12 protein-coding genes are annotated in these 14,274 nt (G+C 56.1%); 5 read left to right on the top strand and 7 right to left on the bottom strand.

Annotated features, from left to right (window positions below):
• Positions 1 to 16: 16 nt before the first annotated feature.
• Entirely contained in the window at positions 17 to 1,267 is a 1,251-nt protein-coding gene (locus CU041_RS17165) for a sarcosine oxidase subunit beta family protein (protein WP_101247842.1), read from the bottom strand.
• A 142-nt stretch (positions 1,268 to 1,409) separates the two neighbouring features.
• On the opposite strand from CU041_RS17165, the gene CU041_RS17160 reads away from it, so the two are divergent.
• The 4 genes from CU041_RS17160 (at position 1,410) to CU041_RS17150 (ending at position 7,224) form a co-directional block, all read left to right on the top strand.
• A complete protein-coding gene (locus CU041_RS17160) occupies positions 1,410 to 2,567 on the top strand; it encodes a GlxA family transcriptional regulator (RefSeq protein WP_233433156.1) in 1,158 nt (385 codons plus the stop codon).
• A gap of 305 nt (positions 2,568 to 2,872) precedes the next feature.
• Entirely contained in the window at positions 2,873 to 4,219 is a 1,347-nt protein-coding gene (locus CU041_RS17155; protein ID WP_068517045.1) for an ammonium transporter, read from the top strand.
• Positions 4,220 to 4,256: 37 nt separating this feature from the next.
• Positions 4,257 to 4,421 carry a hypothetical protein gene (locus CU041_RS20720; protein WP_170310292.1) on the top strand — a complete coding sequence of 55 codons (165 nt, stop codon included), beginning with the start codon at positions 4,257 to 4,259 and terminating at the stop codon, positions 4,419 to 4,421.
• 421 nt (positions 4,422 to 4,842) lie between these two features.
• Positions 4,843 to 7,224 (top strand): DUF1989 domain-containing protein, encoded by a 2,382-nt coding sequence (locus CU041_RS17150; protein WP_101247841.1) that lies wholly within the window; start codon positions 4,843 to 4,845, stop codon positions 7,222 to 7,224.
• A gap of 606 nt (positions 7,225 to 7,830) precedes the next feature.
• On the opposite strand, the gene CU041_RS17140 is transcribed toward CU041_RS17150, so the two are convergent.
• The 6 genes from CU041_RS17140 to CU041_RS20715 all read right to left on the bottom strand — a co-directional run bounded on the left by CU041_RS17140 (position 7,831) and on the right by CU041_RS20715 (position 13,610).
• Positions 7,831 to 9,195 carry an NAD(P)-binding domain-containing protein gene (locus tag CU041_RS17140; protein ID WP_101247839.1) on the bottom strand — a complete coding sequence of 455 codons (1,365 nt, stop codon included), beginning with the start codon at positions 9,193 to 9,195 and terminating at the stop codon, positions 7,831 to 7,833.
• 68 nt (positions 9,196 to 9,263) lie between these two features.
• Positions 9,264 to 10,304, bottom strand: a complete 1,041-nt coding sequence (locus CU041_RS17135; protein ID WP_101247838.1) for a heme-dependent oxidative N-demethylase family protein — start codon at positions 10,302 to 10,304, stop codon at positions 9,264 to 9,266.
• 18 nt (positions 10,305 to 10,322) lie between these two features.
• Positions 10,323 to 11,288 carry a PDR/VanB family oxidoreductase gene (locus CU041_RS17130; RefSeq protein WP_101247837.1) on the bottom strand — a complete coding sequence of 322 codons (966 nt, stop codon included), beginning with the start codon at positions 11,286 to 11,288 and terminating at the stop codon, positions 10,323 to 10,325.
• Complete coding sequence (locus CU041_RS17125; RefSeq protein WP_068517039.1) at positions 11,285 to 11,896, bottom strand: dimethylamine monooxygenase subunit DmmA family protein; 612 nt, start codon at positions 11,894 to 11,896, stop codon at positions 11,285 to 11,287. The genes CU041_RS17130 and CU041_RS17125 overlap by 4 nt, the downstream gene beginning before the upstream one ends.
• A gap of 104 nt (positions 11,897 to 12,000) precedes the next feature.
• Entirely contained in the window at positions 12,001 to 13,134 is a 1,134-nt protein-coding gene (locus CU041_RS17120; RefSeq protein ID WP_101247836.1) for an aminomethyltransferase family protein, read from the bottom strand.
• Between the two features lie 140 nt (positions 13,135 to 13,274).
• Positions 13,275 to 13,610 (bottom strand): hypothetical protein, encoded by a 336-nt coding sequence (locus CU041_RS20715; RefSeq protein ID WP_170310291.1) that lies wholly within the window; start codon positions 13,608 to 13,610, stop codon positions 13,275 to 13,277.
• Positions 13,611 to 13,619: 9 nt separating this feature from the next.
• Between CU041_RS20715 and CU041_RS17115 the strand changes: the two genes are divergently transcribed.
• A complete protein-coding gene (locus tag CU041_RS17115; protein ID WP_068517160.1) occupies positions 13,620 to 14,261 on the top strand; it encodes a helix-turn-helix domain-containing protein in 642 nt (213 codons plus the stop codon).
• Positions 14,262 to 14,274 lie beyond the last annotated feature (13 nt).

Here is a 14,274-nt window from a genome sequence, read left to right as displayed (position 1 = left end):
CAAATTCCTTTGCGGCTTAGTGCAGGTTGGCCTGGGCACCAACGCCCTTTTCATCAAGCAGATAACCGCGTGCAAACCGGTCCATGCGAAATGCGGTCGCGGTTTCATGCGGGGTCCCGGTCGCCAGCAAATGGGCAAAGCAATATCCCGATGCCGGGGTCGCCTTGAACCCGCCATAACACCAACCCCCATTGAAATAGAGGTTGGAAAGATGGGTCCGATCCATGATCGGGGAACCATCCATGCTCATATCCATGATCCCGCCCCAACTGCGCAGAATACGCACCCGCGACAATGCCGGGATCATCGCCATTCCGGCCTCGGCCACATGTTCGACACAGGCGAGGTTGCCGCGCTGGGCATAGGAATTATACCCTTCGATATCCCCGCCAAATACAAGCCCGCCCTTGTCTGATTGCGACACATAAAAATGCCCGGCCCCGAATGTGACGACCGTATCGATAAACGGCTTCAACCCCTCGGACACAAACGCCTGAAGCGCGTGGCTTTCAATCGGAAGATGCATATCGACCATCCTTGCGACATGGCTTGAACTGCCCGCCACCGCCATCGCAAGCTTGCCGCACTTGATCGCCCCACGGGTGGTTTGAACACCGGTGATCTGATCCCCATCACGGTCAATCGCCGTGACTTCGCAATTCTGGATGATATCAACACCGTTCTGATCGGCCCCGCGGGCAAATCCCCAGGCCACCGCATCATGGCGCACCGTGCCGCCACGCGCCTGCATCAAACCGCCCATGATCGGGAAACGCGCATTGTCGTAATCCAGAAATGGCAGCTTTTCACGCACCTGATCACGATCAAGAAGGTCTGCATCAACCCCGTGCAGACGCATGGCATTGCCACGCCGGGTATAGGCATCGCGCTGGGCATCGGAATGATACAGATTGATCACCCCGCGCTGGGATACCATGGCGTTGAAATTGAAATCCTGTTCCAACCCTTCCCACAGCTTCATCGAGAATTCATAGAACGGGTTATTGCCTTCCAGCAGGTAATTCGACCGGATGATCGTCGTGTTACGCCCGATATTCCCTGATCCCAGATAGCCCTTTTCAAGAACCGCAACATTGCGGACACCAAACACCTTGGACAGGTAATAGGCCGTCGCCAATCCATGCCCGCCACCGCCAATGATGATCACATCATAACGGGGTTTCGGGTCCGGATTGCGCCAGGCCGGTTTCCAGTTCTTGTTCTTGGAAAAAGTATTGCCAAGCAGTGACAGGGCTGAATAACGCATCTTTGATCTTTCGCTGTTGCCCGCAACGGGTACCAGCCGATCTTGACAGAGACACAATTTCCAGCTTGTCTAAAAAGGACATCTAATAACATATTTGGGACATCATATCCGATGCCGCCAAATGCGCGATCAGGGGCATGTGATGACATCAGGCACGGACAGGGAAAAGCTCAGGGATACGCACAGGGATACGCACAGAGACAGGGACGAGGACACGCAAACGCAAACCGGCGCCAATCCCAACCCGGCCTCCCCGCTCACCCGGACAGCCCAGGCGACCAGATCCGCCCAGTCTGCCAAGTCATCCTCATCCAGGCCTGATGCCCATCCCAACGCCCCTGCCGGTCCGACTGCGTTCCCGGCCCCGCAACATATCGGCTTTTTCCTGCTGCCTGATTTTGCGCTGATGTCCTATGCCTCGGCGATTGAACCGCTACGTGCGGCCAATCTTCTGGCCGGGCGCCCGGTCTATAAGATCCTCAATTATTCGGCGACCGGCGGCAATGTGCTGTCATCGACCGGGACCATGGTGCCGACCACGCCGCTGGCCCAGGCCCCGACAAGCCTGCACAGCCTGTTTGTCTGCGCCGGCGGCCACCCGTCACAATGGCAGGCACCGGGCATGTTGCCGGGTCTTCGCAAACTCGCACGCTGGGGGGTGCGGATGGGCGGCATTTCAAGCGGGGCCTATGTTCTGGCCGCCGCCGGGCTTCTGGGGCAGCGGCAATTCACCATCCATTGGGAACATGCCCCGGCTTTGATCGAAGCCTTTCCCGATCTGGAACCAAAACGCGCCCGCTTTGTCATTGATGGTGATCGCATCACATGCGGCGGCGGGGTCGCACCGCTTGATATGATGCATGCCATGATCGCGCAACATCTGGGGTCGGATTTCGCCACCCGGGTGTCGGACTGGTTTCTCCATACCCAGGTCGGCACATCAACCGGCTCACAGCGCGCATCGCTTGCCGAACGCTATAACGTGCATCATCCGGGACTGTTGCGGGTTCTCGAAAAGATGGAAACCACCATCGAAGACCCCAAATCCCGCGAAGAAATGGCGCGGTTTGCCCGCCTGTCGACCCGTCAGCTTGACCGCCTGTTTGATCAGCATCTTGGAAAATCGTTTCTTGAAACCTATCGCCAGGTGCGTCTGGACCATGCCAACCGGCTTCTGACCCAAAGTGCGCTGACCATTTCCGAAATCGCCTTTGCCACCGGTTTTTCCAATAGCAGCCATTTCTCGCGCAGCTACAAGGCAACCTATGGTGTCACGCCCAGCATGGCACGTGGCGACTGACCATTCCGCCCCATCCCCCGTTCGGCAAGGCCCCCTATCCAACCGAGGGGTGCATTCCCCTGCACGCGATTTCGATAGAATCGGCACGATTCCACGAGTCTGCATATTTGATATGCATCATTTTTCAACGACTATTTTTTAAACATTTATCCTGTGACGGATATCGTATTTTTATTATCTAATTGTTTTTATTATATTTTTTGCAACGCACAATAAAAAACACATTTGAACTTGTTCACTATAGGGAATTGATTTTTAATAAAAGGAATGTCCATCGGGGGGCATTATGTGATGGAGAGACTAAAATGGAACAATCCGTACCGGAGTTGATGGCGAGGCTCGATAGCCTTGAGTCATCGCTCAGCATGGCAACGACCATCAATTCCGAAGTTTTCTATTGGTGGTGTACAGCACTGATGCTTGCCATCCACGCAGGCTTCCTTGCCTATGAAATGGGTGCATCGCGCGCAAAGAACGCGCTGGCATCGGGTATGAAAAACCTGATCGCGTTCGCTTTCCTTATTCCGGCATTCTATTATGTCGGCTGGTGGATCTATCTGGCATTTCCGACAGGCTTCAGCATCGCTGACGGTTCCGAAGCCGGCCTGCCCTGGAGTGCAAATATGGGTCCGAACCTGACCGATAACGCGTCAGGCATCTTCTATGCGGCCTTCACCCTGTTCGCGGCGACCACCGCCTCGATCATGTCGGGTTCCGTCATTGAACGTATCCGTATTTCCGGCTTTACCATTCTTGCCCTGTTCCTGGGCGCGGTTGTCTGGGTCTTCGGCGCTTCCTGGGGCTGGCATCCGGACGGTTGGCTGACCACCGAATGGGGCCTGCATGACGTTGGTGCGGCGGGTGCCGTTCACACCATTGCCGGCTTCTTCACCCTGGGTGTGCTGATCAATCTTGGTCCGCGTATCGGCCGCTTCAATGCGGATGGCTCGGTCAATAATATTGACGGCCACAACATGCCGATGTCGCTGATCGGTCTGATGCTGATCGTCATGGGCTTCTTCGGCTTCCTCGGCGGTTGCATCATCTATACCGGCGACACTTGGATGACCATCTACAACACCCCGGCAACCCTGTCGGCATTCGCATTCAACACCCTGATGGGCGTTGCTGGCGGCATGATCGGTGCGTATCTCGTGACCCGCGATCCGTTCTGGATGATGTCGGGTGCGCTGATCGGTGTGATCTCGTCTGCTCCGGCACTTGATCTCTACTATCCGGGGCTCGCTTTCCTTGTCAGCTTCGGCGGCGGTTGCATCATGCCGAAACTCAACGACATCCTCGTTGGCAAGTTCAAGATCGACGACGCGGTTGGCGCGGTCGCCGTTCACGGCTTTGGTGGTGTCTGGGGTCTTGTTATGGCTGGCATCTTTGCGTCGGGTTACCCGAACGTTGCCGGTCCGGAAATCTCGTTCGTTGGTCAGTTGTCCAGTGCCGTTGTCTTCATGATCCTTGGTTTCGTACCGGGCTATGCCCTGTCCTTCGTTCTGAAGATGGTTGGCCTGCTGCGCGTTACCGACAAGGCTGAACTTGCCGGTCTCGACAAGGCCGAAGTTCCGGTCAGCGCCTATCCGGAAAGCTCTGTTCCGGCGGCATTCACCAACGACCCGACCTCGCCGACCCCGGCCGAGTAAGTTCGTTTCTGATCAATCCAGATAAGGAAACTGTAAAATGAACACAGCTCCGATTACCAGTTGGGAAGGCGCAGAGGCCTATTTCACCTTTGCCGATAAACCGGCCCTTCTCGTTCTGTTCACGCTGGTCGGTATTGGCGTGTGCATCTGGACCATCGCCTCGATGGCCAGCCACGAGAACAAAGCTTACAAAGACATGTAATCTTTGACATTGACGGGGTGCATCACCAGCCTGCCCTGAACCCAACTGCACCCGGTGATGCATCCCATCATGACCACTCTGAAAGGCCAGCCTCAAAACTGGCCTTTCAAGGGTTCTGGTTGTAGCTCCGGCTCCAGCCTCGGTTCTGGTTCTGGCCCCGGTTCTGTCCCTGGCTCAGGTCCCGGTTCAGGTCCTAGTCCCGGTTCCTGTCACGCCCCTCAACCCGGCCTGTGCTCTGGCCTCGACCTTGGCTCTGCTCCGGCCTTTGCTCTCGACCTGACCTGAATGCTGCCCCGGCATCTGCCGGACGATAAATGCCAACCGACCCGACTGGCACATGTGCCTGCCATCCGGTCCCGCGCAAGTCACCCATGTTATCGCTGCCTTGCATCTGCACAGATCATTCACCGCAGAGGCCACAATGATCGCGCTTTCACATCCCCAGTCATCTGCGCATGCCGTGCGCGCCGCACGTCCCAGCCGCATTCTCAATGCCGGGCGCACTGCAATGGCGCGCAATATTGAACGTTACGAGGTTCCCGGACGCGGTGCCGCACTGATTGCGGTGCGCGAAGGCGATCAGCTGTCGCTGACCAACAGCGAAGGCATGCAGACGGTCGAGCTGATCGGCCTTGATCCGTCGGGAAAGTCGCTGCCTTCGATTTTTGAATATCTGCCGCACGGCAAACCGCGCGGCCTGATTGACCTTTTAAGCCATCCCTTTGATGACAGTCTGGCGCGCTTTGCCCGCACCCTGAAACGGCGCGACGTCAATCTTGATGAATGCCTGGCCTTGCGGATGTTTGGCAATGCCAGTCCGGCCGGTGATACGGTAGTGCTGTGCGCCCAGTTTGACGGCTTTGTCATTGTCGCCACCCCGGCCCCGATCATGCAGATTGATGCCCACAACACGGCAAGCCCGGTGATTGTGACCATTGACCGCGCCCATCATCACGATACATACAGCTTTGCCCTGCCCGATCCGCTGGCCGATCCGACGCTTGATCTGCGCATTCATGCGGCCACCGCGCGCGCCTATGAAATCAGGGCCGGTGACTATATCCAGATCCTTGATGTTGACGGGCGGCAATGCACCGATTTTCAGTGCTTTGATGCCCGCAAACTTGATCGCGGTCTTCAGAACCCGCTCGATGTCACCACCACGCGCACCCTGATGGGTCACGCCTATCCCATGCCCGGATTACATGGCAAATACTATGATCAGGACATGGACCCGCTGGTCGAGGTTATTCAGGATACCTGCGGGCGTCATGATGCCTTTGCCATGGCTTGCGCATCCAAATATTACGACGATATCGGTTATCCGGGGCATGTGAACTGCACCGATAATTTCAACGGGGCTCTTGCCGGGCACGGGGTTGATCCGCGCCCGGGCTGGATGGCGATCAATTTCTTTTTCAATACCGGCATTGATGATCACGGCGTGATGTATGCCGATCAGCCATGGTCGCGTCCGGGGGATTATGTGCTTTTGCGCGCCATGACCGATCTGGTCTGTGTTTCGTCGGCCTGCCCGGATGACACCACGGCGGCCAATGGCTGGAAACCCACCGACATTCATATCCGTGCCTATGACAGCACCGAAAAATTCACCCATGCCGTTGCCTGGCGCCCGACAGCAGAGGCCGAAGCGAAAATGACCAAACAAACCGCCTTTCATCCGCGTTTTGGCGAACTGACCCGCAACTTTGTCGATTACAAGGGCTTCTGGCTGGCGCATGAATATACCGGCTTTGGCATGATCGAAGAATATTATGCCTGCCGTGAAAAGGCGGTCGTGATCGACCTTTCGGCCCTGCGCAAATTCGAAATCACCGGCCCTGACAGTGAAACCCTGATGCAGCATTGCCTGACCCGCAATGTCAAAAAGCTCGGCATTGGTCAGGTCGTCTATTCCGCCATGTGCTATCCCCATGGCGGCATGATTGATGACGGCACTTTGCTGCGCCTTGGGCAGGATAATTTCCGCTGGATTTGCGGTGATGATTACAGCGGCGTCTGGCTGCGCGAACAGGCCGCCAAGCTTGGCCTGCATGTTCTGATCCGTTCATCGACCGCTCAGATGCACAATATCGCCGTTCAGGGCCCCAAAAGCCGCGATATCCTGCGCGATGTCATCTGGACGCCCCCTCATCAGCCCAAGCTTGATGAAGTCGGCTGGTTCAAATTCACCATTGGCCGCATCGGCGATGCCAAGGGCGCACCGGTTGTCGTTTCGCGCACCGGCTATACCGGGGAACTCGGCTATGAAGTCTGGTGCCATCCCAAGGATGCGCTGACCGTTTTTGATGCAATCTGGGATGCCGGCGAACCGCACGGCCTGACCCCGATGGGGCTTGCTGCCCTTGATATGGTGCGCATCGAAGCCGGGCTGATTTTTGCCGACTACGAATTTTCCGACCAGACCGACCCGTTCGAAGCCGGGATCGGCTTTACCGTGCCGTTAAAATCCAAGGAAGATGACTTTATCGGCCGCGATGCCCTGATCCGGCGCAAGGACCATCCATCCCACAAACTGGTCGGGATCGAGATTGATGGCAATGTCGCGGCCAGCCACGGCGATTGCGTCCATATCGGCCGCGCCCAGATCGGTGTTGTCACCAGCGCGATGCGATCCCCGATTCTGGGCAAAAACATCGCCCTTGCCCGCATCGACATCGCCCATGCCGATATCGGCACCGATGTCGAGATCGGCAAGCTCGACGGTCACATGATGCGCCTGCCCGCCAAAGTCACCGCCTTCCCGCATTACGACCCGGAAAAAACCAAACCAAGATCGTAACGCGAGGAATCCTCACATTCTCACATCCCACCCCAAACACGCCCGAATTCCCGGTCCGGCTCACTTCTCCTGCCCCCGAACCGTCAATCTCCAAGTCGGGATGCCTCGGGCATCATAACCCGCGCCCAACCTCGCCCCGCTTTTCCAGATCTTTCACCGACCATCCCCAACCCTGATCCGGCCCGCCCCACCTCTGAGCCGGGCTGCCCCAACCCTGAGCCAGCCTGCCCCACCTCTGAGCCGGCCTGCCCCAGCCCTGAGCTGGCCCGCCCCGCGCCCCGTTGCCCCTCGCTATCCCTTGCACCATCAGGACCACGGCCTGCGCTGGTGTTGCCTTAAGCACCGTCCTGCAGCGCCGACGTTCTGGCTCCATCCCGCTACCTACGCCAATCGTGCCTTGGCCTTTTCACGCTACCAACGCCAACCGCGCCCTATCCTTTTCACGCCTCCACATAGCGTCAACACCGGGATGCCGCGGGCATCATGGCCGCCGCAAAATTCAATCCTCATACAAAAAGAACCCCGCGACGGGCGCGGGGGTGACTGCGAGTTTGCTCTGCTAAGGGAAGGTCAGTGCGATTATTAGTTTCTTTTTAATAATGCGGCTTATTCTGCAGCGTTGCTTTTTAATCCGGTCTGCAAATAGGCTTCCAGACTGTCATCAAGTTCATCAAGCCACGGCGTATGATGGGCAGGCGACATATTGCCGGTCATAAGCGATCGATATGATTTGTTGCGATAGCCCATGATGTCATGGGCCTTGTCATGTTCCCATTTCTCGAAGGTCTTGTTGACCCCTTCGATGTCAAACATCGGATAGTCTGTCATTTCAATAAGATGGGCGGTGTAATCGCCCTGGAACCAGATCATGTCATGATCGTCTTTCAGGCTTTCTTCCCGGTCGCGCCAGGCCTGGCTATCGGCCTTCATCGCGTCCTTTGACGGCAACGGAATGCGGCCCATGATGACATCACGGGCATACCATGCCTGGGCATCGAACATGTTGAAGGTATAGAACTGGTCCTGCATGCCCAGATACATCAGCCTTGGGTTTTCTTCCCACACCACCCCGTTATAAAGACCCAATGGCCACAATCGGTTAGCGGTTTTCAAACGCAAATCATCGGTCAGGAACGGGAAGTGATGCTGATAGCCGGTACACAGAATGATCGCATCGACATCACGCGATGATCCGTCCTTGAAATAAGCTGTATTGCCCTCAACCCGGCTCAAAAGCGGCACTTCCGCCCAGTTATCGGGCCAGTCAAAGCCGATCGGATTGGTGCGGTGACTAACCGTGACGGATTTGCAGCCATATTTATAGCATTGCGATCCGATATCCTCGGCCGAATAGGATGTGCCGATGATCAGGATATCCTTGTCCTTGAATTCAAGCGCATCACGGAAATCATGGGCATGCAAAACACGTCCGCCAAAGGTCTCGAACCCCGGGAATTCCGGCACATTCGGCGTCGAGAAATGACCATTGGCGACCACCACATAATCAAATTCCTCGGATGCGATGATATCGTTTTTGAGATCATGCGAGGTCACGGTAAAGGTCTGTGACGCATCATTAAATTCAACCCGGCGCACCGGGGTTCTGAACCGCACCCACGGGCGTACATTGGCCTTTTCGACCCGGCCCTTGATATAGTCCCAGATCACCGCGCGCGGCGGATAGGATGCGATCGGTTTGCCGAAATGTTCCTCGAACGTGTAATCGGCAAATTCAAGGCATTCCTTGGGTCCGTTTGACCACAGATAGCGATACATCGACCCGTGGATCGGTTCGCCATATTCATCAAGTCCGGTGCGCCAGGTATAGTTCCACAAACCGCCCCAGTCTTCCTGACGTTCGAAACATACCACTTCGGGGATTTCGGCCCCTTTGGCTGCTGCTGACTGAAATGCACGCATCTGCGCCATGCCCGACGGGCCGGCGCCAATAATCGCCACGCGAAGTGTCATTGCCTTAGATCCCCAATAGATGGCTGGTTATTTCCTCCGTCCGGCTTGTTTTTTGGTGCCGGTTTTGGTTAGTCGGGAAAAATCCCCGGTGACGTCGGCGCGCCGTCGTCAAACTGTGCAAGCCAGTCCACCAGCATCGGGTGGTAGCGTGACAGCCCCTTATATTCGACCAGTTCCGGGCGCAGATCGCGCATCACCCGATGCAGGCGACGGCCCCATTTCGGCTGGGTCACAACTTCGTTCATCGCCATCAGATAGGTGCGGATCGGAAACAGGATCGCGTTGGATCGCGGCAGACGCCAGAAGGTCTGAAGTTCGACCCGAAGATGGACCTTTTCCCCAATATTGCCGGGATTCACCGTCAGCTTGTCCGGCCCCCATTTGGGATAATTTTCCGGACTGGTATCAAGCCTTGGATTAACCGTCAGCGTCCAGTTCAGACGCCGGGACGGCTGGCCTTGCGGCAGGGACAGCAGGAATTTCAACGCGCGCTGAAACACGCCGAGTTCATGGGCAAGCGGCACGGGCGCATGCCACTCAAAGAAGTTCATGCCAATGTCGAAATCAAGCGACCAGTCGGCCTGTGCGGTAATGATCCCGGCATCCATCCAAAGATTGCCATCGCGCTGATCAAGGATCGCGTGATCGCCCTGTACCTGACGGCCGATATATTCCATCGGATGACATGGCAGGGTCGAACTGTCGCCAAAGACAAAGGTGTCATCAATCTGAAGCGTCTTGTTGATCCAGTGCCAGCGATCACCATCAATGGTCAGTTCAAACAGATCAGGATAGTCGCGCGCCTTGGAAACCATCACCAGTTCGACAAAATCCCAGGCCGCCGTTTCCATATGCGGCAGGGCCTGACAACGGCCGGGGTCGTCGGCCAGGACAAGGGCGCGATCCTTCATTTCCGAGACATAATGTTCGTCGACATCAAAGGCATGTTCAAACGGGCTTCCGGCCCGTGTGGCGTGATGCGGTTCCACATTGGTCGAATACATATAAACGTCTTCGGGAAACGGGAACGGAAAGCGCGGGATGTTGCCCGGACTGTTGGCATAGGTGAAATCGTTGCGGAATGTCTCGTTTCTGAAGTGAATGGTCATATCGCAGATCCCCCTTGCTTACAGATCAAGTTCAAGACGCTTGCCGCTGAACCGCGACACGCAGGGCATGATGAACTGTTTCGATGCACGCTGATCGTCATCAAGCCAGTGATCGTTATGGGCAATGTCACCATCACAGGTGACGACCTTTGTTTCACATTGCCCACAGGCCCCGCCACGACACAGGCATTTGACCGGGGTTCCCGATGCTTCGATCGCTTCAAGCAGGCTTTGTTCCGGCCCGACCGTGATATCAATCCCGGCCTTTGCCAGATGGACCGAAAATGCCTTGCCCACCGGCGGGGACAGGAAATGTTCGAAATGGATATGGGCCGCAGGCCAGCCAAGATCGGTTGCGGTTTGAACGACCGCCTCGATCATGCCCTTGGGCCCGCAGACATAGACATGGGTGCCAAGCGGCTGATCCGATAAAAGTGCCGCCAGATCAGGACCACCGCCCGCATCATCGCAATAGCACCTGACATGGTCGCCAAACCGGTCTTGCAGGCTGTCCATATAGGCCGCCTGCGAGGCGCTGCGCGCGGCGTAATGAAGTTCAAACGGCACGCCAAGTGATGATGCCTGGGTCATCTGGGCGATGAACGGTGTGATGCCGATGCCGCCCGCAATCATCAGATGTTTTCTGGCACGCAGATCAAGCGCAAACAGGTTCACCGGGGCCGAGATATTCATTCTCATGCCCGGTTCGACCTTTTCATGCATGAATTTCGATCCACCGCGCCCGTTATCATCGCGCCGCACCGAAATGGCATATTGGTCGCGATCAAAGGGTGAACTCATCAGGGAATAGGCATTCTTGCGTTTGATCGGGCCATCAAGCATTTCCACCACGATGTGCGCCCCGCCGGAAAAGGCCGGAAGTTCGTTGCCGTGGATATGCTTGAATTCAAACCGCTTGATGATCGAATTGACTTCGACAACCCGGGAAACCACCACCGGGATCAGATGATCGGACGCGCTCATTTGAAGACCTCCCTGATTTCGACTTCCTCGGTCGGGTCTTCGGCATTGATGCACACCCCCTGAAAGGCGGCGAGACGCCGGGAATAATGATCGCGCACCAAAAGCAGCAAATCACAGGACGGGCATTTGACCGGCTGTGTCGTGACCTTTTCGATCATGGTTTTGCAGTGAACGCATTGAACCCGACGCGCCAGACTGCCGCGATGTTCACACTGAACAGCGGTGTGATCGAGCCCGCATTCCTCGCCCTTGGCGACAGCCCTGCCAATCAGGCCTTCGGTCCCGGCAAGGTAAAGCTGGCTTCCCATTTTGGACTCCGAAAGCCAGTCGCCCAGCTTGGCAATCGCCGCATCAATGGTCGGGACATGTTCGAACCGTTTGGCCCCCAAGGCATAAAGGGCAGTGATCAGGGCGTTTTCACCCGGTGTCGGCACATAAAGGATATGGACCTTTTCCATGAAGCCTTTCGGGGCGGTCTGGGCCACGCGGATGACGCATTCCGCACCCGATGCATCGGCAACGAAATAATGCGCAAGCCCCGGGGCAATCGCCAACTGCCCGTATTTGGGGCGGGAAAGGATGCTTTCTTCTATCAAACTCTCAGACATGGTCGCGGGATCCCATTCTGTCAGAAACCAACGGATAAAATGACAGCCCCGGGGAACCGGTCCGACCGATCCGGTCGATCCAGCCGATCCCCGGGGGATATGTCCTAGCCCTTGGCGGTTCTTTTGGATTTGCTCGGATCATCAAAGGGCATGGTGTGGGCCATACCGCCCAGCATCCCGTCTGCCCCGGCAATTTCAAGACGTACCCCCTGCTCGGCGCACTCAACCGCCAGACGGGCAATCGCCATGGTCTGATCTTTGAGCGGGCTATACATCGCGCAGGTCACAACGCCAACCTTTGCCCCGTCCTTGAACACAGCCGCCCCTTCGGCGGGGACTTCCTTGCCGTCAAACAGGATGCCGAAAATCTTGAAGCGTTCCTTGCCCTTGAGACGGTAATGTTCCTCGGCGCCGCGGAAGCCGGTTTTGCCGGGACTGACCGTGAAATCAAGACCAAGCTCCCACAGGGTATCGCCCGGTCCTTCGTTTTCGAACGGGTACATCTGCGAGTTATCATAGGGATAAAACAGCAGGTAACTTTCGACCCGCAGCATATCAAGCGTGGTAAAGCGGGTCGGAATGATGCCCATATCGGCCCCTTCGGCAACGATCCGGTCCCAGATCATCCCGGCATCCTGCCCGCGACAGAAAATCTCGTAACCGCGTTCACCGGTATAACCGGTCCGCGAAATCATCACCGGTGCGCCAAACAACTGGGTCTGCATGTGATGGAAATAGGGAAGATCGCGAATGCCGGGCACATATTCCGCCAGATAATCGACAGCCAACGGCCCCTGAAGCGACAGGTCATGAAGATTGTCATCAAAACGGACCGATACATCGCGCCCCATGGCCGCACGGGTCAATTCTTCGTGCCCGGTGCCCGATCCGTGAACCACCATCCATGAATTCGGCCCCATGCGATAGATCACGCAATCGTCGGTAAATTTGCCCTGATCATTGAGCATGCAGGCATAAACCGATTTGCCCGGATAGATTTTTTCGACATTGCGGGTGGTGGCATAATCAATGACGTGCGAAGCATGGGGACCGGTGATGTGGACCTTTTTCAGGCCCGACACATCCATGATCCCGGCCTTGGTGCGGATGGCGATATATTCTTCGTCCCAATCCTTGTCATAGGTCCAAGCCGTGCCCATCCCGCTCCAGTCTTCAAGATTGGAACCAAGCGCGCGGTGACGGTCGGCAAGGGCGGAGAATCTCCAGCTTGCAGTCATTGTGATGGCCTCCTGATTTGGTCGCCCTGATTTGGCAGCCTTGTCGCGCAATCAGCGCGCAATTATTGGCTTTTTATGTTCTCCATTCTGGCGGCAACTTGTTCGCGAACGCAATAATTATTTTTCATTTAATTCAATAATTATTCCTCAAGTGCTATTTTCTGCGGCATTGCAACAATTTGATTGCGCCACCACCGCCCGCCTGTTCCACAAAATGATTTTCCCTTCAGTTGATAAATCTTTCCTGACAGTTTAAATGAAACAGAAGGCCGCACTGCACCACGTATCGTAACGATCAACGGGCAGACCGGCACAAAACAAAAGACGGCCGCCAAGCAAAGCGGTCCGCGCATGACCCAGGAAACGATCAGGAAACGCACCGCACGCCGATTACGGGCACGGTGGCGAAGGAAGCCGCCACAATGGCAGATAACAAATCGCAGAAACCAACCAAAACCAACGCCAACAGCGAGCAAGGAATACCCATGGACTCCATGAACAAACCGGCCGCCCTGAACCAGGACCCGCACGCCCTTCGCGAGCCGAAGGAAAACAATCTGGAAATCGCGATCGGACATGAAGTCCGCGCCCTGCGCAAGAAACTTGGCATCACCATTGCCGATCTGGCATCGGCAACCGGCATTTCGATGGGGATGTTGTCCAAGATTGAAAACGGTGTGACGTCACCGTCCCTGACATCGCTTCAGGCATTGGCAAGTGCACTTGGCGTGCCATTGACCGACTTTTTCCGCCGTTATGAAGAACCGCGCAATGCGGTGTTTGTCAAATCGGGCGAAGGCATTGCCATTGAACGGCGCGGCACGCGCGCAGGCCATGAATATAACCTGCTTGGGCATATTGATAACAATACCAGCGGTGTGGTGGTCGAGCCCTATTTGCTGACGCTGACCGAGGAGTCGAGCAGTTTCCCCGCCTTCCAGCATGAAGGCATGGAATTCATCTATATGCTTGAGGGTGAAGTACGCTATCGCCACGGTGATCAGCTTTATTACATGCAGGCCGGTGACAGCCTGTTTTTTGATGCCGATGCCCGGCACGGACCGGAAGAACTTCTTTCATTTCCAATCCGTTATCTGTCGATCATCTGCTATCCGGCACGCTCGTAAACTTTCTTCACGG

The organism is Thalassospira povalilytica, assembly GCF_002844235.1.
In the GTDB taxonomy this organism is placed as follows: domain Bacteria; phylum Pseudomonadota; class Alphaproteobacteria; order Rhodospirillales; family Thalassospiraceae; genus Thalassospira; species Thalassospira povalilytica.
Note: the sequence above shows the minus strand (reverse complement) of the source record. Positions and strands in the feature narration are given on the sequence as shown.

Coding starts and splice junctions, on each gene's coding strand:
- CU041_RS17160 (WP_233433156.1), top strand. CDS start 1,410: ATGACATCAGGCACGGACAGGGAAAAGCTCAGGGATACGCACAGGGAT.
- CU041_RS17120 (WP_101247836.1), bottom strand. CDS start 13,134: ATGACTGCAAGCTGGAGATTCTCCGCCCTTGCCGACCGTCACCGCGCG.
- CU041_RS17140 (WP_101247839.1), bottom strand. CDS start 9,195: ATGACACTTCGCGTGGCGATTATTGGCGCCGGCCCGTCGGGCATGGCG.
- CU041_RS17135 (WP_101247838.1), bottom strand. CDS start 10,304: ATGACCATTCACTTCAGAAACGAGACATTCCGCAACGATTTCACCTAT.
- CU041_RS17165 (WP_101247842.1), bottom strand. CDS start 1,267: ATGCGTTATTCAGCCCTGTCACTGCTTGGCAATACTTTTTCCAAGAAC.
- CU041_RS17155 (WP_068517045.1), top strand. CDS start 2,873: ATGGAACAATCCGTACCGGAGTTGATGGCGAGGCTCGATAGCCTTGAG.
- CU041_RS20720 (WP_170310292.1), top strand. CDS start 4,257: ATGAACACAGCTCCGATTACCAGTTGGGAAGGCGCAGAGGCCTATTTC.
- CU041_RS17125 (WP_068517039.1), bottom strand. CDS start 11,896: ATGTCTGAGAGTTTGATAGAAGAAAGCATCCTTTCCCGCCCCAAATAC.
- CU041_RS17150 (WP_101247841.1), top strand. CDS start 4,843: ATGATCGCGCTTTCACATCCCCAGTCATCTGCGCATGCCGTGCGCGCC.
- CU041_RS17130 (WP_101247837.1), bottom strand. CDS start 11,288: ATGAGCGCGTCCGATCATCTGATCCCGGTGGTGGTTTCCCGGGTTGTC.
- CU041_RS17115 (WP_068517160.1), top strand. CDS start 13,620: ATGGACTCCATGAACAAACCGGCCGCCCTGAACCAGGACCCGCACGCC.